The organism is Variovorax sp. R-27 (assembly GCF_049913215.1).
Lineage (GTDB): Bacteria > Pseudomonadota > Gammaproteobacteria > Burkholderiales > Burkholderiaceae_C > Variovorax.
Genome location: NZ_CP183984.1, coordinates 7001322 through 7018904, shown reverse-complemented (window position 1 = coordinate 7018904; position 17583 = coordinate 7001322). Strand labels below are relative to the sequence as shown.

General features: G+C 66.7%; 20 protein-coding genes and 1 riboswitch. Of the genes, 16 read left to right on the top strand and 4 right to left on the bottom strand.

Going from position 1 to position 17583, the window contains the following annotated elements; all coding sequences use genetic code 11:
- Positions 1-286: 286 nt before the first annotated feature.
- From rpmH to ACN9MV_RS32990, 7 genes are all read left to right on the top strand, one after another.
- Entirely contained in the window at positions 287-421 is a 135-nt protein-coding gene (gene rpmH, locus ACN9MV_RS33020) for a 50S ribosomal protein L34 (RefSeq protein ID WP_007834827.1), read from the top strand.
- Between the two features lie 101 nt (positions 422-522).
- Positions 523-936: a ribonuclease P protein component gene (locus ACN9MV_RS33015; protein ID WP_426390941.1), complete on the top strand. Its 414-nt coding sequence runs from the start codon at positions 523-525 to the stop codon at positions 934-936.
- Positions 933-1220 (top strand): membrane protein insertion efficiency factor YidD, encoded by a 288-nt coding sequence (gene yidD, locus ACN9MV_RS33010; RefSeq protein ID WP_426390940.1) that lies wholly within the window; start codon positions 933-935, stop codon positions 1218-1220. Before ACN9MV_RS33015 ends, yidD begins: the two co-directional genes overlap by 4 nt.
- Entirely contained in the window at positions 1217-2908 is a 1692-nt protein-coding gene (yidC, locus tag ACN9MV_RS33005; protein ID WP_093076443.1) for a membrane protein insertase YidC, read from the top strand. The genes yidD and yidC overlap by 4 nt, the downstream gene beginning before the upstream one ends.
- Before the next feature lie 68 nt (positions 2909-2976).
- Entirely contained in the window at positions 2977-4383 is a 1407-nt protein-coding gene (gene mnmE, locus ACN9MV_RS33000; RefSeq protein ID WP_093054980.1) for a tRNA uridine-5-carboxymethylaminomethyl(34) synthesis GTPase MnmE, read from the top strand.
- Positions 4384-4471: 88 nt separating this feature from the next.
- Positions 4472-4933 (top strand): Crp/Fnr family transcriptional regulator, encoded by a 462-nt coding sequence (locus ACN9MV_RS32995; RefSeq protein WP_093054982.1) that lies wholly within the window; start codon positions 4472-4474, stop codon positions 4931-4933.
- Between the two features lie 91 nt (positions 4934-5024).
- Complete coding sequence (locus ACN9MV_RS32990; protein ID WP_426390939.1) at positions 5025-5987, top strand: zinc ribbon domain-containing protein; 963 nt, start codon at positions 5025-5027, stop codon at positions 5985-5987.
- Positions 5988-6020: 33 nt separating this feature from the next.
- Here ACN9MV_RS32990 and ACN9MV_RS32985 read toward each other — a convergent pair whose 3' ends face one another.
- Positions 6021-8009: a monovalent cation:proton antiporter family protein gene (locus ACN9MV_RS32985; protein WP_258352084.1), complete on the bottom strand. Its 1989-nt coding sequence runs from the start codon at positions 8007-8009 to the stop codon at positions 6021-6023.
- A gap of 86 nt (positions 8010-8095) precedes the next feature.
- Between ACN9MV_RS32985 and ACN9MV_RS32980 the strand changes: the two genes are divergently transcribed.
- Genes ACN9MV_RS32980 through ACN9MV_RS32965 form a run of 4 tightly spaced genes read left to right on the top strand, consistent with a single transcriptional unit; the run spans position 8096 to position 11103 of the window.
- Positions 8096-9097, top strand: coding sequence for a KpsF/GutQ family sugar-phosphate isomerase (locus ACN9MV_RS32980; RefSeq protein ID WP_093054988.1), 1002 nt, complete (start codon positions 8096-8098; stop codon positions 9095-9097).
- Complete coding sequence (locus tag ACN9MV_RS32975) at positions 9097-9645, top strand: KdsC family phosphatase (protein ID WP_093174623.1); 549 nt, start codon at positions 9097-9099, stop codon at positions 9643-9645. Before ACN9MV_RS32980 ends, ACN9MV_RS32975 begins: the two co-directional genes overlap by 1 nt.
- Positions 9642-10304 carry an LPS export ABC transporter periplasmic protein LptC gene (gene lptC / locus ACN9MV_RS32970; RefSeq protein WP_177142316.1) on the top strand — a complete coding sequence of 221 codons (663 nt, stop codon included), beginning with the start codon at positions 9642-9644 and terminating at the stop codon, positions 10302-10304. Before ACN9MV_RS32975 ends, lptC begins: the two co-directional genes overlap by 4 nt.
- Positions 10305-10320: 16 nt before the next feature.
- Positions 10321-11103, top strand: a complete 783-nt coding sequence (locus ACN9MV_RS32965) for an SDR family oxidoreductase (protein ID WP_093076435.1) — start codon at positions 10321-10323, stop codon at positions 11101-11103.
- A 78-nt stretch (positions 11104-11181) separates the two neighbouring features.
- Here ACN9MV_RS32965 and ACN9MV_RS32960 read toward each other — a convergent pair whose 3' ends face one another.
- Positions 11182-11730, bottom strand: a complete 549-nt coding sequence (locus ACN9MV_RS32960; protein ID WP_093054994.1) for an RNA recognition motif domain-containing protein — start codon at positions 11728-11730, stop codon at positions 11182-11184.
- 261 nt (positions 11731-11991) lie between these two features.
- Positions 11992-12177, top strand: a riboswitch (yybP-ykoY riboswitch).
- Between the two features lie 11 nt (positions 12178-12188).
- On the opposite strand from ACN9MV_RS32960, the gene ACN9MV_RS32955 reads away from it, so the two are divergent.
- The 4 genes from ACN9MV_RS32955 to ACN9MV_RS32940 all read left to right on the top strand — a co-directional run bounded on the left by ACN9MV_RS32955 (position 12189) and on the right by ACN9MV_RS32940 (position 15234).
- Positions 12189-12752 carry a TMEM165/GDT1 family protein gene (locus ACN9MV_RS32955; protein WP_093054996.1) on the top strand — a complete coding sequence of 188 codons (564 nt, stop codon included), beginning with the start codon at positions 12189-12191 and terminating at the stop codon, positions 12750-12752.
- A 124-nt stretch (positions 12753-12876) separates the two neighbouring features.
- Entirely contained in the window at positions 12877-14037 is a 1161-nt protein-coding gene (gene metX, locus ACN9MV_RS32950; protein WP_426390938.1) for a homoserine O-succinyltransferase MetX, read from the top strand.
- Positions 14034-14624: a methionine biosynthesis protein MetW gene (gene metW, locus ACN9MV_RS32945; protein WP_093055000.1), complete on the top strand. Its 591-nt coding sequence runs from the start codon at positions 14034-14036 to the stop codon at positions 14622-14624. The genes metX and metW overlap by 4 nt, the downstream gene beginning before the upstream one ends.
- A 22-nt stretch (positions 14625-14646) precedes the next feature.
- Entirely contained in the window at positions 14647-15234 is a 588-nt protein-coding gene (locus tag ACN9MV_RS32940) for an IMPACT family protein (protein ID WP_426390937.1), read from the top strand.
- On the opposite strand, the gene ACN9MV_RS32935 is transcribed toward ACN9MV_RS32940, so the two are convergent.
- The gene (locus ACN9MV_RS32935) at positions 15182-16117 is read right to left on the bottom strand and encodes an ion transporter (protein WP_426390936.1); all 936 of its coding nucleotides are present in this window, start codon (positions 16115-16117) and stop codon (positions 15182-15184) included. The genes ACN9MV_RS32940 and ACN9MV_RS32935 overlap by 53 nt on opposite strands.
- Before the next feature lie 114 nt (positions 16118-16231).
- On the opposite strand from ACN9MV_RS32935, the gene ACN9MV_RS32930 reads away from it, so the two are divergent.
- Positions 16232-16759 (top strand): bactofilin family protein, encoded by a 528-nt coding sequence (locus tag ACN9MV_RS32930; RefSeq protein WP_093055006.1) that lies wholly within the window; start codon positions 16232-16234, stop codon positions 16757-16759.
- Positions 16760-16765: 6 nt separating this feature from the next.
- On the opposite strand, the gene ACN9MV_RS32925 is transcribed toward ACN9MV_RS32930, so the two are convergent.
- Entirely contained in the window at positions 16766-17536 is a 771-nt protein-coding gene (locus ACN9MV_RS32925; RefSeq protein ID WP_093076426.1) for a DUF72 domain-containing protein, read from the bottom strand.
- Between the last annotated feature and the right edge of the window lie 47 nt (positions 17537-17583).

The following is a 17583-nucleotide window of genomic DNA, read 5'->3' as shown; positions in this document are numbered from 1 at the left end:
GGGCGCTTGAAAAAGTGATGAGACCCTCGGGCATTTTTGGTATAGGTATTGTGGATATTCTCTGCTGGAAGGCGCTCGGCATTCTAACTTGTCAAAACCTTATCCACACGCTGGCCGGCATGTCGAAAGGCCCGCAAATCTGCTCGAAGATTGTTCCGGCGGCCAATGTTTGCGATAATTGCGGGTTTCCCTGAAAACCTCATTGCGTCTTTCGGGGGCCATCCGAAACACGCTCCCCAGCGCCCGCAGGTTTTTTCATGCGGAAATCAGGGAATCTGGAACCATCATGAAACGCACATACCAAGCATCCAAAGTCCGCCGCGCCCGTACCCACGGCTTCCTGGTCCGCATGAAGACCCGCGGCGGCCGTGCCGTCATCAACGCACGCCGCGCCAAGGGCCGCAAGCGCCTGGCCGTCTGACGGCAGACCACCTGCCGTTGCCAGCAGCCGACACGTCAGCGCAGGCTCCCGCAGCCAGCGCTTCCGGTCCAACCGGCAATGACGTGCACAGCCCGGCTTCCATGCAGCGGCTCAAGACCCGCGCGCAATTCCAGGCCGTCCTCGCAGGTGCCACCGTGGCGCGCACTGCTCATTTCGCATTGCATCGCTGTGCGCTCGATCTCGTATCGAGCGCACAGCCGTTGTTCGCGTCCGACGACGTCTGGCTGGGTGCCATGGTGCCCAAGCGCTGGGCGCGTCGTGCTGTCACGCGCAATGCCATCAAGCGTCAGATCTACGCCGTGAGTGCCGCTCCCGGCGTCGCCTTGCCGCGTGCTGCGCACGTGGTGCGCCTGCGCGCCGGTTTCGACCGCAAGGAATTCGTGAGCGCCACCTCGGACAAGCTCAAGGCCGCCGTGCGCGCCGAGCTCCAGCAACTGCTGGCGCGGGCTGCGCGCACCCCCGCGGCGGCTGCGGCTCCCTCCTCTTCGCCATGAAACGCCTGCTGATCGGCCTCGTGAAGGCCTACCGCCTGCTGCTGAGCCCCTGGCTCGGCCAGTCGTGCCGCTTCACGCCGACCTGCTCCGTGTATTCGATCGAGGCGCTCGAGGTGCACGGCGCGTTCAAGGGCAGCTACCTGACTCTGCACCGCATCGCGCGCTGCCAGCCCTGGTGCCAGGGCGGCCACGATCCGGTTCCACCGAAATCTCAGCGTCGCACTGACAAGTCAGGATCGCTGTTTTCGTCTCTTCTCTCCTCCGACAAGAAGTCTTCGTCATGAACGATATCCGCCGCACGATACTGTGGGTGATTTTTGGGTTCTCGCTGGTGCTGCTGTGGGACCAATGGCAGGTCTTCAACGGCAACAAGCCGACCTTCCTGCCGTCGACCAAGCCGGCCGCCACGGCCGCCGCCCCAGCCAACGCACCTGCAGCCAACAACGGCGTGCCGACCGCATCCGGCACCAGTGGCAACGCGGGCGCCGTGCCCACGCAAGCCGCCGCGGCCGCGCCGCGCGAGCAGGTCAACGTGACCACCGACCTGTTCAAGGCAACGATCGACAGCGAAGGCGCCACGGTCAACCACCTCGAGCTGCTGAAGTACGACGAAGCCGATCGCACCAAGCATGTGGTGCTGTTCGAAAACGGCTCGTCCGCCACGCGCTACGTCGCGCAGACCGGCCTGCTGAACCAGGTCGACACCGGTGAGCGCTTCCCCAACCACCTGACGCCGATGACGCCGAAGGCCGGTCCGCGCGAAATGGCCGATGGCCAGAACACGCTGGAAGTGGGCTTCGAAAGCGCCCCCGTCGGCGGCCTGAAGTACATCAAGACCTACGTGTTCCACCGCGGTGACTACACCATCGGCGTGCGCCACGAAGTCGTCAACGTGAGCGACCAGCCGCGCGACGCGCAGCTCTACATGCAGCTGCTGCGCCACGGCACGGTGGCCGCCAGCACGATGTTCGGCACCAACACCTTTACCGGTCCGGCCGCGTACACCAACGAGAAGAAGTTCCACAAGCTCGACTTCAAGGACATCGCCAAGGGCAAGATCGAGCCGCCTCCGCCGGCCAACGACGGCTGGATCGCGATGGTGCAGCATTACTTCGTGTCGGCCTGGCTGCTCAAGGGCGACCCGGCCAGCGAGCAGCTGCGCCGCGAGTTCCGCGTGAAGGACCTGGGCGACAACCTCTTCACCGTTGCCATGGTGGCCACGCTGCCGAAGATCGCCCCGGGCGCCACGCAGGTCGTGAACAGCGCGCTGTTCGCCGGCCCCGAGGAAGAAAAGAAGCTCGAGGCCATCGCCCCCGGCCTGGACCTGGTGAAGGACTACGGCATCTTCGCGATCATCTCCAAGCCGCTGTACTGGCTGCTGAACCAGCTGCACGGCATCCTGGGCAACTGGGGCTGGTCGATCGTCGCGCTGGTGGTGCTGCTGAAGGCGGCCTTCTACTGGCTCAACGCCAAGGCCTACGCCAGCATGGCCAAGATGAAGGCCATCAATCCGAAGATCATGGAAATGCGCGAGCGGCTGAAGGACAAGCCGCAGGAAATGCAGCAGGAAATGATGCGGATCTACAAGACCGAGAAGGTCAATCCGATGGGCGGCTGCTTCCCCATCGTGATCCAGATCCCGGTGTTCATCGCGCTCTACTGGGTGCTGCTGTCGTCGGTCGAAATGCGCCACGCACCGTGGATCGGCTGGATCACCGACCTGTCGGCACCGGACCCCTGGTACATCCTGCCGGTCGTGATGACGGCCACCTCGCTGTTCCAGACCTGGCTCAACCCGACGCCGCCCGATCCGATGCAGGCCAAGCTGATGTGGATCATGCCGCTCGCGTTCAGCGTGATGTTCATCTTCTTCCCGGCCGGCCTGGTGCTGTACTGGATCACGAACAACGTGCTCTCGATCGCGCAGCAGTGGTTCATCAACAAGCGACTGGGCGTGCTCGGCACCAAGTAGCCGCACACCACCCCAGCCATCCCACGAAGGGCCGCGTCAGCGGCCCTTTTTGCTGAAAGAATCCGCCCATGCTCGCCCGCACCACCGATCCCATCGTCGCCGTCGCCACAGCCTCGGGGCGCGGGGCGGTCGGCATCGTGCGGGTGTCGGGCGCGAAGCTGGCGCCGTTGATCGAAGCCCTCTGTGGCCGCGTGCTCAAGCCGCGCGAGGCCACCTACCTGCCGTTCCGCGATGCGGACGGCGAGCCGGTCGACCACGGCCTGGCCATTCACTTCCCTTCGCCGAACTCTTTCACTGGCGAGGACGTGCTCGAACTGCAGGCCCACGGCGGCGCGGTCGTGCTGCAGCTGCTGCTGGCGCGCTGCCTCGAAGCCGCGGCCGAGCCCGACCCCGTCACCGGCCGCCCTCGCCTGCCCGGCCTGCGGGTGGCCGAGCCCGGCGAGTTCAGCCAGCGGGCATTTCTCAACGGAAAGATCGACCTGGCGCAAGCCGAGGCCATTGCCGACCTGATCGACGCCAGCACCGAGGCGGCCGCGCGCAGCGCCGGGCGTTCGCTGTCGGGCGCGTTCTCGCGCGAGATCCACACGCTGCGCGACGCGCTGATCCACCTGCGCATGCTGGTCGAGGCCACGCTCGACTTTCCGGAAGAGGAAATCGACTTCCTGCAGAAGGCCGACGCCACCGGGCAGCTGGCAAGGCTGCAGTCGCAACTCGCCGCCGTGCAGCAGCGTGCGCGCCAGGGCGCGTTGCTGCGCGAAGGCATCAAGGTCGTGATCGCGGGCCAGCCCAACGCGGGCAAGAGTTCGCTGCTCAATGCGCTGGCCGGCGCCGAACTGGCCATCGTGAGCGCGGTGGCGGGCACCACGCGCGACGTGGTCTCGCAGACCATCCAGATCCACGGCGTGCCGCTGCACGTGGCCGACACCGCCGGCCTGCGCGAAAGCAGCGACGAGGTCGAGCAGATCGGCGTGGCGCGCGCCTGGGGCCAGATCGAAAGCGCCGATGCCGTGCTGTTCCTGCACGACCTCACCCGCGCGCACCTGGACGACTATGCCGCCGCCGATGCGGAGATTCTGGCCGGCCTGCGGCAGAAGCTGCCCGCGAGCGTGCCGGTGCTCGATGTCTGGAACAAGCAGGACGCAGCGCCCGCTACCCACCCCGAGCAAGGCATCGCCCTGTCCGCCAAGACCGGCCTGGGCATCGAGGCCTTGCGCGAACAGCTGCTGGCCATGGCCGGCTGGCAGGCCGTGCCCGAGGGCGTGTACCTCGCGCGGGCGCGCCACGTGCAGGCGCTGGCGCGGGTCGAAACGCACCTGGCGCTGGCCGCCAGCCACCTGGCGGCACAGGCCCAGCTGCTCGATCTGCTGGCCGAAGAGTTGCGGCTGGCCCAGAACGCCCTGAACGAGATCACCGGCGAATTCGGCGCGGATGACCTGCTGGGAGTCATCTTTTCGCGCTTCTGCATTGGTAAATAACTACAGGCGACCTGAAAAACGTAAACAGTTGTAGCCGAACCTCGCGGCCATCGCGGATACTTCGGCTCACATCGGGGGCCGAAGAAACATGTCAATCCAGAACCTGAGCCGCGCCATCGCGGAGAACATGAGCACCGACGCGTTTGCGTTGACGTTCAATGTCCAGCAGTGGGAAACACTGGCGGGCTATCTGCAGCCCATCGATGCCGGCGTCGGTGACATATTGATCGAGCAGGGTACGCCCGACCGCTCGGTGTTCTTCATCGAGAGCGGCGCCATCAGCGTGCACCGTGTCAGCAGCAAGGAGCAGATGCGGCTGGCCGTGCTCACGCCCGGCTCGGTGGTCGGCGAAGGCTCGTTTTTCTCGCGGCAGCCGCATTCGGCCAACGTGGTGGTCACTGGCGCGGGCCGTGTGTGGCGCCTCACGGCGATCCGCTTTGCGGAAATGTCGAACCGCCAGCCCAACATGGCACTGGAGATCGCGATGGCGCTCGGCGCCGTGATCGCCAAGCGCATGGCGCACCGCTCCAAGCGCGTTGCCGTGACCTGACGAAACCCCGATCGCCCACCGCCGGATAGTCGACCAGCAAGCCAGTTTCCGTTCTGGACCCCGAGAGTAGAGAGTAGTCAGCAAGTAAGCCATGGCCCTGATCTGTCCGGTCTGCAGCACGGAAAACCGTGACGGCGCGAATTTCTGCAGGAGTTGCGGCGTCAAGCTGTCCGCCGCGGGAGACCGGATTCCGCCGCCGCCGAGCCCTGAACGCGAATGGGCCACCACCGCCCCCGCCCAGTTGCGCGCGCCGACCATTCCGGCGCCGCTGTTCGACCCGGAGGAGCCGCCGCCGCCCGCGCGCTCGTCGTTCTTCAGCCGGACGCCCGCCGCGCGGCAGAACGACGAACACTCACAGACCGTGTTGATGGTGCACGACGACGGGTTGCCGCGCTCGCCCGCGCCGCCCGCTGCGTCGCCGGGGCTGGAGTCGACTTGGGCCTCGAAGCCCGAAATGAAGAAGAGACGCCGGGCCAAGGTCCGGCAGTCCGTACCGGTCGAACGGCCGCCGCGCAAGCGCGTGATCCTGCTGTGGCTCGGCCTGCTGGTGGTTGCGGTGGCGATGATCGTCGCGGGCTGGTACGGCTACGGAACGCGCAAGGCGCCTGCCGCCGCCGAAGGGGCTGCGCCGGCCGTCGAGGCCCCCGCTCCCGCGGCCCCGCCGCTGCCGCCGCCGACCGAGTCGTCACCGCCTGCAGCGCCCGCAGCGCCGGCGGACCCCCAGCCCGTCGAGCCAGCCGAGACGCCGCCTGCCGCGGAAGCCGCACCTGCACCCAAGCCCGTTGCCAAGCCGCGTAAGCAGGCGACCGCCGCCGTGCAGCCGTCGAACGCGCCTGAACCCGCTGCTCCGGTCCCCGCTCCCGCTCCGCCGCCGGCACCTGCCGCCCCTGCCGAGCCTCAGGCCATGTGCGGCGACCGCAATTTCATCGCCAAGGCCCAGTGCATGGCGGCCCAGTGCCTGAAGCCCGAGTTCAAGGCCCATGCGCAGTGCGAAGCGGTGCGCCGCCAGCAGCGCCTCGAAGAAGAAAAGCGCAACCCGAGCCTGATCAACTGATCGGCCGGGACTGAAGCGAAGGCTGCCGGATCGTCAGCCTTTTTGCAGCCGCTCCACGGCCATCGCCAGCGCGGCTGGCTTGCCGGACAGTACCAGCGTGTCGCCGTCCGACAGCACCGGGTTGTCGGCCAGCGCGCGCGGCTGGCCGTCTTGGCGGCGCAGGCTGGCGACGCGCACGCCCAGCGTGTGCAGCGCCACCTGTTCCAGCGTCTGGCCGACCGCGCGCGCGCCGGCATTGAGGGTGAAGCTGTTGAGGCGCTCGTGGTCGATCTCGTCGGCGTTGTCGTCGTCGGCGCCGTGGAAGTAGCCGCGCAACAGGTTGTAGCGGGCATCGCGCTGGTCCTGCACCACGCGGATCACGCGCCGCATCGGCACGCCGACCAGCGCCAGCGCATGGCTCGCGAGCATCAGCGAACCTTCGATGGCCTCGGGCACCACCTCTGTGGCGCCTGCGGCCTGCAGCTTTTCGAGATCGTGGTCGTCCTGCGTGCGCACGATCACCGGCACGTGCGGCGCATGGGCGCGCGTGTTGGCCAGCACCTTCATCGCGCCCGGCACGTCGAGATAAGTGACGACCACCGCGCTGGCACGCGCCAGCCCCGCGGCCATCAGGGCCTGCAGCCGCGCCGCGTCGCCGAACACCACCGAGTCGCCGGCGGCAGCGGCCTGGCGCACGCGGTCAGGGTCGAGGTCGAGTGCCATGTACGGAATGCCTTCGCGTTCGAGGATGCGCGCCAGGTTCTGGCCGCAGCGCCCGTAGCCGCAGATGATCACGTGCTGCGCGGTGTTGATGGTCTTGCGCGCGATGCTCGTCATCTGCAGCGACTGCTGCAGCCAATCGCTGGCCACGAGCTTTCGCACGATGGCGTTGCTGTACATGATGATGAAAGGCGTGGCCAGCATCGACAGCACCATCGAGGCCAGCACCGGGTTGGCCAGCCACGGTGGCAGCAGGCTGCGTTCCTGCGCCAGCGTCAACAGCACGAAGCCGAATTCGCCGGCCTGCGCGAGGTAGAGGCCGGTGCGCAGCGACACGCCCGAGGTGGCCCCGAGCACCCGCGCCAGCACCGTTACCAGCCCCAGCTTGAATGCCAGCGGCACCAGCAGCAGCACGCCCACCAGCAGCCAGCGCTCGACCACGATGTGCCAGTCGAGCGACATGCCCACGGTGATGAAGAACAGCCCCAGCAGCACGTCGTGGAAGGGGCGGATGTCGGTTTCGACCTGGTGCTTGTATTCGGTCTCCGACACCAGCATGCCCGCGATGAACGCGCCCAGCGCCAGGCTCAGGCCGGCCAGCTCGGTGAGCCAGGCCAGGCCCAGCGTTATCAGCAACACGTTCAGGATGAAGAGCTCTTCGCTGCGCCGCCGCGCCACCAGCGTGAGCCACCAGCGCATGATGCGCGGGCCGCCGTAGAGCAGCACGCCGATCAAAAAGCTTGCCTTCAGCAGCGCCAGGCCCAGCGCCTTGGCCAACGCCTCGGGCGGTGCGCCCAATGCGGGAATCAGCACCAGCAGCGGCACCACGGCCAGGTCTTGAAACAGCAGCACGCCCATCACGCGCTTGCCGTGTTCGCTCTCGAGCTCGAGCCGCTCGGCCATCAGCTTGACCACGATGGCCGTGCTGCTCATGGTGAGCGCGCCCGACAGCGCCAGCGCGGTCTGCCAGCCCAGCTGCCACGTTGGGGGCAGCAGCAGCCGGGCGATCAGCAGCGCGCCGACCGTGGCGATGGACATCGTCAGCAGCACCTGCAGCAGGCCCAGCCCGAACACGTGCTTTCGCATCGCGCGCAGCTTCGGCAGGCTGAACTCCAGCCCGATCACGAACATGAGGAACACCACGCCGAATTCGCCCAGGTGCTGGATGCCTTCGGTGTTCTGCGCCAGGGCGAAGGCGTGCGGCCCGATCAACACGCCAGCCGACAGATAGCCGAGCATCGGCGGCAGCTTGAGGGAGCGGCACGCCACCACGCCGATCACCGCGGCCAGGAGATACAACAGCGTGAGATCGAACGAAGACATAGGCGCCGATGCTAGAGCAATGTCCGTGCCCCGGGCTTCCCCGGGCCATGTGATCCCGGGTGCCGGCCGGCCCGTAAAATCCGCAGATGAGCTCCCGCCCCGTTCCGGCCCCAGTGGTCGACCCCGAAGCCATCCTCGCTCGGGCACGCCTCACCTTCGACATCGAAGCCGAAGCCGTCACCGGTCTGAAAGACCGCGTCGGCCCGAGCTTTGTCGATGCGGTGCGCAAGATCCTCGAAGTGCGCGGCCGCGTGGTTGTGATGGGCATGGGCAAGAGCGGCCACGTCGGCCGCAAGATCGCCGCCACCCTCGCCTCCACCGGCACGCCCGCGATGTTCGTGCACCCGGCCGAAGCCAGCCACGGCGACCTCGGCATGATCAAGGCGGTCGACTTGGTGCTGGCCATTTCCAACAGCGGCGAGGTCGACGAACTCACCGTCATCCTGCCGGTCGTCAAGCGCCAGGGCGTGCCCCTGATCGCCATGACCGGCCGCCCCGAATCCACCCTCGCCCGCCATGCCGACATCGTGATCGATGCGGGCGTGTCCAAGGAAGCCTGCCCGCTCAACCTCGCCCCCACCGCCAGCACCACCGCCCAGATGGCGATGGGCGATGCGCTGGCCGTGGCGCTGCTCGACGCGCGCGGCTTCGGCTCGGAAGACTTCGCGCGCTCGCACCCGGGCGGCGCGCTCGGGCGCAAGCTGCTCACCCACGTGAGCGACGTCATGCGCTCGGGCGACGAAGTGCCGCGCGTGCCGCCGTCGGCCAACATCAGCGAGCTGATGCGCGCGATGAGCATCAAGGGCTTCGGCGCCGCCGCGGTGATCGAGCCTGACGGCCGCGCCTCGGGCATCTTCACCGACGGCGACCTGCGCCGGCTGATCGAGGCGGGCGCCGATTTGCGCAGCCCCAAGGCGGTCGACGTCATGCACCGCGACCCGCGCACCATCCGCGTCGACGCGCTGGCGGTGGAAGCCGCCGAGCTGATGGAGCAATGCGGCATCACCCGCCTGTTCGTGATCGACGGCGCGGGGGTGATCGTCGGCGCGATCAACACCAACGACCTGATGCGCGCGAAGGTCATCTGATGCCGCTCGAGTTCCAGGCCGAGACCTTGCTCGCCGCGCAGGACGTGCGCATCGTTTTCTTCGACATCGACGGCGTGCTGACCGATGGCGGCGTGTACTTCACCGAGCATGGCGAAACGCTCAAGCGCTTCAGCATCCTCGACGGCTACGGCCTGAAGCTGCTGCGCAAGGCCGGCATCGTGCCGGCCGTGATTACCGGGCGCGACTCCAAGCCGCTGCGCGTGCGGCTCGAAGCGCTGGGCATCGAGCACGTGCGCTACGGCACCGAAGACAAGCTGCCCGCCGCACAGGCCATGCTCGACCAGCTCGGCTTTACGTGGGCGCAGGCCGCCGCCATCGGCGACGACTGGCCCGACCTGCCGGTGCTCATGCGCGTTGGCTTCGCGGCGGCACCGGCCAATGCCCATGCGGAAGTGCGCGGCATCGCGCGCTACGTCACCCAGGCGCGCGGCGGCGAAGGCGCGGCGCGCGAGTTCTGCGACCTGCTGCTCACGGCCTGCGGCCAATACCGCGCGATGCTCGACGCTGCCCGGGGCCCGACCACATGAACAACGTGAAACGCGCATGGGGCATGGTGCGCGAAGTCCTCGACCGCGCCACGATCTACCTGCCGATCATCCTCACCGCCGCCGTCGCGCTCGGCACCTACTGGCTGGTGCGCAACGCGCCCAAGCTGCTGGAGCCCACGGCCAAGGTCGCACCCACGCATGAGCCCGACTACTTCATGCGTGAGTTCGTCATCAAGAACTTCCTGCCCAATGGCGACCTGCGCAGCGAATTGCACGGGGTCGAAGGCCGGCACTATCCCGACACCGACACCATCGAGATCGACAAGGTGCGCATGCGCACCGTGTCGCCCGAGGGGCTGGTGACGCGCGGGTCAGCCGACCGCGGCCTGTCGAACTCCGACGGCAGCGAGGTCCAGCTGTTCGGCAATGCGATCGTCATTCGCGATCCTTCGGTGGGGCCGAACGGCAAGCCTGCGCCGCGCCTCGAGTTCCGCGGCGAGTTCCTGCACGCTTATGTCGACACAGAACGCGTCACGTCGAACAAGCCGGTCACGCTCATTCGCGGCACCGACCAGTTCACCGGCGACACGCTCGACTACGACAACCTGAGCGGCGTGGCCAACCTGAATGGCCGGGTGCGCGGCGTGCTGATTCCGTCGGCGGCTCCGGCCGCTCCTGCTCCCGCCAAGAAGCGCTGAAGAAGACATCTCCTGCATGACCACGTCCCCGCTTGTCTTCATCACCGGCGCATCGAGCGGCATCGGCCAGGCGCTGGCCGCGAGCTTCTACGACGCGGGCTACCGCCTGGCGCTGGTCGCCCGGCGCACGGGGGAAATCGAAGCGTGGGCGAATGCCCGGCAACTGAGCGCAGACCGCTACCGGATCTACAGCGCCGACGTGGCGCAGACCGACAGCATCGTCGCCGCCGGCAACGCCTGCATCGCGCAGCAGGGGCTGCCAGATGTGGTGATCGCCAATGCCGGCATCAGCGTCGGCATCGACACCGCCGAGCGCTCCGACCTCGACGTGTTGGCGCAGACTTTTGCCACCAACAACGTCGGCCTCGCCGCCACTTTTCATCCGTTCGTGCGGGCGATGGTGCAGCGCGGCAGTGGGCGGCTGGTTGGCATCGGCAGCGTGGCGTCCATCCGCGGATTGCCGGGGCATGGCGCGTACTGCGCCAGCAAGGCCGGCGTGGTGGCGTACTGCGAGAGCCTGCGCGGCGAATTGTTCAACAGCGGCGTCAAGGTCGTCACCCTCTGCCCGGGCTACATCGACACGCCGCTCACGCAGGGCAACCGGTACGGCATGCCTTTTCTCATGAAGGCGGAAGATTTTGCGGCCCAGGCACTGCGCGCCATCGAGGCAGGCACGAGCTACCGCGTGATTCCCTGGCAGATGGGCGTGATCGCCAAGATCATGCGCATGCTGCCCAACGCCGTGCTCGACCGGGCGGTGCAAGGGCGCGAGCGCAAGAAGCGAAGCGGCGAAGCCTGAGCAACAAGCGCCGGGCGATTGCCCATTGAAAAAGGCTCCCGAGGGAGCCTTTTGTCTGTGTGCCTTAGAGCGCAGGGCTTAGTAGCCGCTGTTGCCGCCACCACCGTAGCCGCCGCCACCACCACCGCCGGAGCGGCCACCGCCGCCACCGCCACGGGGGCCGGCGCCGTAGGGACTGCGGAAACCGCCGTCGCCACCACCACCGCCGCCACCGCTGCGGCCACCACCGCCACCGCCGTAGCCGCCGCCACCGCCGGAGCGGCCACCGCCGCCACCACCGTAGCCGCCACCACCGCCGCCGTAGCCTCCGCCACCACCGCCGCCATAACCACCACCGCCGCCGCCGTAGCCGCCACCACCGCTGCGCGGGGGACGAGCTTCCATCGGACGTGCTTCGTTGACGACGACGCTGCGGCCACCAAGGGGCTGGCCGTTCATGCCGTTGATTGCTGCCTGAGCTTCCGCGTCACTGCCCATCTCGACGAAGCCGAAGCCCTTCGAGCGGCCGGTGTCACGTTCCATCATGACCTTGGCGCTGGTCACTGCGCCGAACTGCCCGAAGGCCTGTTCGAGATCTCCGTCGCGCACCGAGTAAGGCAGGTTGCCGACGTACAGTTTGTTGCCCATCAAGGGACTCCTATAAACACATCAAGAAAAGCGATGGAGTCCCGAAAGCATCACTCAAACGAGAGCCGTCGAGTCGCGCGAAACTGACCGATCACCGAACTGCCCCCCGACCAAAATGAAGAGGGAGGCTCGTGCATTATGGGTGAAATATCCGAATTGCAAGCGGGAATTTGCGTCTTGAGGTAGCACCTGTCAAAACTATTGGAAAGCTAGTGCCTACTTGCATTTTTGGGCGAGGTCCTTGGCGCTACATGTAGAATTCGCCCCGTCATTGGGGAGTAGCCGCCTTCCGATTTGCGAGAAGGGCCCGCGTCAACAGACTTGTCCTGCCCCACACAGGACATGGCGCGTGCAGTTAACACACCTGGCGAGACCTTTGACCGTGCAACTTCGGGAATATGGCCGAAGGTGTTGCACGGTCAATTGCGTCCTTCGGCCCAAGGAACCCCACATCCATCATGGAAGCTTTTCTCGTTGCAACCGGCGTAGTTGCGCTCGCCGAAATGGGCGACAAGACCCAACTCCTGGCTCTCTTGCTCGCCGCCCGTTTCAGGAAACCGTGGCCCATCGTCCTGGGCATCTTCGCCGCCACCATCATCAACCACGCGCTGGCGGGTGCCGTCGGCAACTACATCACGCGCTGGCTCGGACCGGAGGTGCTGCGCTGGATACTGGGCGGCTCGTTCATCGCGATGGCCGTCTGGATGCTGATTCCAGACAAGCTCGACGACGACGATGCCCCGGGCGCGTCGAAGTTCGGCGTCTTCGGCACCACGGTGATCGCGTTCTTCCTCGCCGAGATGGGCGACAAGACCCAGATCGCCACCGTCATGCTTGCCGCCCGCTTCACGCACGACTACTTCTGGGTGGTCGCAGGCACCACGCTGGGCATGATGCTGGCCAACGCGCCGGTGGTGTGGCTCGGCGAGAAGATCGTGCGGCGCGTGCCGATCAAGCTAGTGCACGGCATCTCGGCCGCGATCTTCCTGGTGCTGGGCATCATCATGATCGTCGGCTGGTAATCCGACGGGGCGATATACTGCCCCTTGCGCCGATTTGCTTCAGCTTGCGGGCGCTTTATAAATTCAGCTAAAGACAGGCGCGGCAGACCCGGCTCGTTTTTGGCGAGGCCGGGTTTTTTCATTCATGTCGTCGTCACCACCTTTGGTCGTCACCTCGCAGTCGATGCAGTTCGCAGGCCCGCTGGCCCTGCGCAGCGGCGCGTCGATCAGCGACTACACGCTCGCCTACGAAACCTACGGCACCCTGAACGCCGAGCGCAGCAACGCCGTGCTGGTGTGCCATGCACTCAATGCCTCGCACCACGTGGCGGGCGTCTACCAGGGCCAGGCCCGCTCCGAGGGCTGGTGGGACAACATGGTGGGCCCCGGCAAGCCGGTCGACACCGACCGCTTCTTCGTGATCGGCGTCAACAACCTCGGCTCCTGCTTCGGCTCGACCGGCCCGATGCACGTCAATCCCGCCACCGGCCGCGTCTATGGCGCCGACTTCCCGGTGGTCACGGTCGAAGACTGGGTCGACGCGCAGGCCGCGCTGCTAGATGCGCTCGGCATCGAGACGCTCGCGGCCGTCATGGGCGGCAGCCTCGGCGGCATGCAGGCACTGTCGTGGACGCTGCAGTACCCCAGCCGCGTGCGCCACGCCGTGGTCGTGGCCAGCGCGCCCAACCTCACGGCCGAGAACATCGCCTTCAACGAAGTCGCGCGCCGCGCCATCGTGACCGACCCAGACTTCCACGGCGGCCACTTCTACGAACACGGCGTGATCCCGAAGCGCGGCCTGCGCATCGCGCGAATGATCGGCCACATCACCTACCTCAGCGACGACGTGATGAACGAGAAGTTCGGCCGCATCCTGCGCAGCGCCGTCGAGGGCGAGGTGGCTGGGCTCGACTACCGCTACTCCACGCAGGACGTCGAGTTCCAGATCGAAAGCTACCTGCGCTACCAGGGCGACAAGTTCAGCGAGTACTTCGACGCCAACACCTATCTGCTGATCACCCGCGCGCTCGACTACTTCGACCCCGCGCGCAGCCACGGCGGCAAGCTCAGCACCGCGCTGGCCCAGGCCACCGCCAAGTTCCTGCTCGTGAGCTTCAAGACCGACTGGCGCTTCTCGCCCGCGCGCAGCCGCGAACTCGTGAAGGCGCTGCTCGACAACCGCCGCAACGTGAGCTACGCCGAGATCGACGCGCCGCACGGCCACGATGCCTTCCTGCTCGACGACGTGCGTTACATGGGCGTGGTGCGCTCGTACTTCGAACGCGTCGCCAAGGAGTTCCAATGAGCGACCTCGAACACCAAAGATTGATCGCAGAGCTCGTGCCCCAGGGCTCGCGCGTGCTCGACCTCGGCTGCGGCGACGGCGCCCTGCTCGACCTGCTGCAGCGCGAGCGCGGCTGCACCGGCTACGGCGTGGAAATTGCCGACGGCAACGTGCTGCAGTGCATCCGCCGCGGTGTCGACGTGATCCAGCTCAACCTCGACGAAGGCCTGGCGATGTTCGACGACGCTTCCTTCGACGTGGTGCTGCAGATCGATACGCTGCAGCACTTGCGCAATGCCGAAGTGATGTTGCGCGAGACCGCGCGCGTCGGCCGCATCGGTGTTGTCGCCTTTCCCAATTTCGCGCACTGGCCCAACCGCCTGAGCGTGGCGCGCGGCCGCATGCCGGTGACGCGCCGCCTGCCCTACCAGTGGTACGACACGCCCAACATCCGCGTCGGCACCTTCAAGGACTTCGAGGTGCTGGCCGGCAAGAACAACCTGCGCGTGCTCGACGCCTTCGGCCTGCAGGACGGGCGCGACGTGCGCTGGCTGCCCAACGCGCGCGCCAGCACGGCGGTCTTCAAGTTCGAGCGCGGCGGCGGCTGAACCCTTTGGAGAGCACCACCGGATGAGCTTCACGCTTGCACAGCCGGTCCACAGCGAGCTGCTCATCAAGAAGAGCCGCTTCATCGGCTGCGTGCAGCCGGTGGCTGACCGCGCGGCCGCGCTGGCCGTGGTCGCCTCGCTGCGCGCCGAACACCCCGCGGCCGCGCACGTGTGCTGGGCCTTGATGGCCGGCGGCCAGTCGGCCGCGAACGACGATGGCGAGCCCGGCGGCACGGCTGGCCGGCCGATGCTGGAAGTGCTGCGCCACCAGCAGGTCGAGGGCGCGCTCGCGACCGTGGTGCGCTACTTCGGTGGCGTGAAGCTGGGCGCGGGCGGCCTCGTGCGGGCCTACACCGACGCGGTTGCGCAGGCTCTGCTCGGCGCCGAGCTCGTGCCGCTGGTGCGCCAGCGCAGCCTCGGTTGCTCGGTGCCCTATGCGCTCGAAGGACTCGTGCGGCGCGAACTCGTCGCAGCCGGCGCGGTGCTCGACGATGTGCAGCACGGCGACGATGTGGCCTTCGCCTTCTCGCTCCCCGAGCCCGATGCCGACGCTTTCATCACCCGTCTCGACGATGCTGCGCAAGGGCGCGTCGTCTGGCCGAAGGCGTAACGCGCTTCGCAGGTGCTGAGGGCGCAGGCGCAGTCATCGCGAAAATGCCGCGCGGTGCCACCGGCACCGGCTCGTCGTCGGGCCCGCGTCGCGCCATCTCCGCGGTCACGATGCCGGTCGGCACCGCGAGCACGCCCCAGCCCAGCAGCATCATCACCGAGGCGATCGCACGGCCCAGGTCGGTCTTGGGCACGAGGTCGCCGAAGCCCACCGTGGCCATCGTCGAGATGGCCCAGTAAATTGCCACCGGAATGCTCGTGAAGCCGTGCACCGGCCCCTCGACCACGTACATCAGCGTGCCCATCACCAGCACCACCAGCATCACGAAGCCGACGAACACCGTGATCTTGCGCCGGCTCGATGCCACGGCAGACACCAGCGCGCGGTATTCCACCGAGTAGCGCGATAGTTTGAAGATACGGAACACGCGCAACAGGCGCAGCACCCGCACGTCGATCAGGTACGCCATCTCGGGCGCAAAGGCCACCAGAAAGGTCGGCAGCAGCGCAAGCAGGTCGATCACGCCATAGAAGCTCAGCGCATAGCGCAGCGGCTTGTTCACGCAGCACAGCCGCGCGATGTACTCCAGCGTGAAGAGAATGGTGAACACCCATTCGAGCGCATTGAACAGCGGCCGCCACTGCTCGCGGATCGACTGCACGCTGTCGAGGATCACCACCAGCACGCTGGTCACGATCACCGCGATCAGCGCCAGGTCGAACATCAGGCCCGCGCGCGTGTCGGCCTCGAAGATCACCGTGAACAGCGTGCGTCGCCAGCCGTGCGCTGGCTTGTCGAAGCGCGAATCGGTAGCCGACGAAATGGCGCGCGAGGGGTGCGCGGCCTGCGCGGTGGAAGGAGTTTCGGAGTTCGGAAGGCTCATGACGCCGCATTGTCATGTCCACAGTCGATTTATTCAGTTACGCTTCTTGCGCAATGAAGTGCCGCAGGCCATGAGTGCGTTCTTACGATAGTCCCTTTCTTGAGGAGCTCCCCTTTGGCTACACAGTCCCCCTTCTTCGGCAAGCGTGATCGTGACACCGACTCGTTGACATCCCGCCCCGCGCCGCTCGTCGGTTCGGGCACCAATCTCTCCGGAACCCCCGTCAATCCCTCGTCGCTGACCGCACAGCAAGGCGGACTGAACGCCGCTGCTGCTACAGCATCTGCCGCCGCCAAGGAAGGCGGCAGCAAGCTCACCGTCGGCCCGAACATCAAGCTCAAGGGCGTGGAGATCACCGACTGCGACACGCTCGTGGTCGAAGGCCTCGTCGAGGCCACCATGGACTCGCGCCTGATGCAGATCGCCGAACAGGGCGAGTTCAAGGGCTCGGCCGAAATCGACATCGCCGAAATCCGCGGCGTGTTCGACGGCAGCCTCACGGTGCGCGAAAAGCTCGTGATCCACTCGACCGGCAAGGTCACCGGCAAGATCCGCTACGGCAAGATCGTGATCGAGGAAGGCGGCCAGCTTTCCGGCGAAATCAGCTTCGGCGCCAAGCCGTCCCTGCACTCCGCAGCCTGAAGCCCGTCAAGCTTTCGGCGGGGTCCACCCAAAGCGCTCCAGCAAGGCACCGGCCGCGGCCGGTGCCTTTTCTTTGGCGCCATTGATGAAGTAGACAAACACGTCGCGCTTCTTCGGCGACACGGCCCAGCCCTGCGCGCGCTCGGCCCAGGTGTCCAGCGCCTTCGGCGCGTAGCCGGTCTTGAGCTTTGCGTCGGCCATCATGAGCCGCGCATAGGCGAAATCGCCTTCGGGCTCCTCGAAGGACGGAAACTTGTCGGCGTCGGTGAACACCGTCGACACCTTGTGCTTCTTCGCGAGTGCCTTGTAGGCGGGCACCATGAAGCTCTCGTGCCGCACGTCCATCACGTGCCGCAGCGCGCGGCTGCCCTCCTTCTTCGGCAGCAGCGCGAGAAAAGCCTCGAAGTCTTCCGCATCGAACTGCTTGGTCGGCATGAACTGCCACACGATCGGCCCGAGCTTGTCGCCGAGCTCGGCCACGCCGCTGTCGATGAAGCGCTTGATCGAATCGCCCGCGCCCGACAGCAGCTTGCGGTTGGTCGCGAAGCGCGAGGCCTTGAGCGAGAACATGAAGTCGGCCGGCGTGTCGTCGTGCCACTTCCTGAAGGTCTCGGGCTTGAAGGTGCTGTAGTAGGTGCCGTTGATCTCGATGGCGCTGACCTTGCGGCTCGCGTAGTTCAACTCCTTCGCGTGCGCGAGCCCCTTGGGATAGAAGTTGTCGCGCCAGGGTTCGTAGGTCCAGCCGCCTATGCCCACCTTGATGTTTGCCTTGCTCACATGGCCCTCCGGGTTGAGATCGCCCGCACTCTACGCGCGGTCGCCTC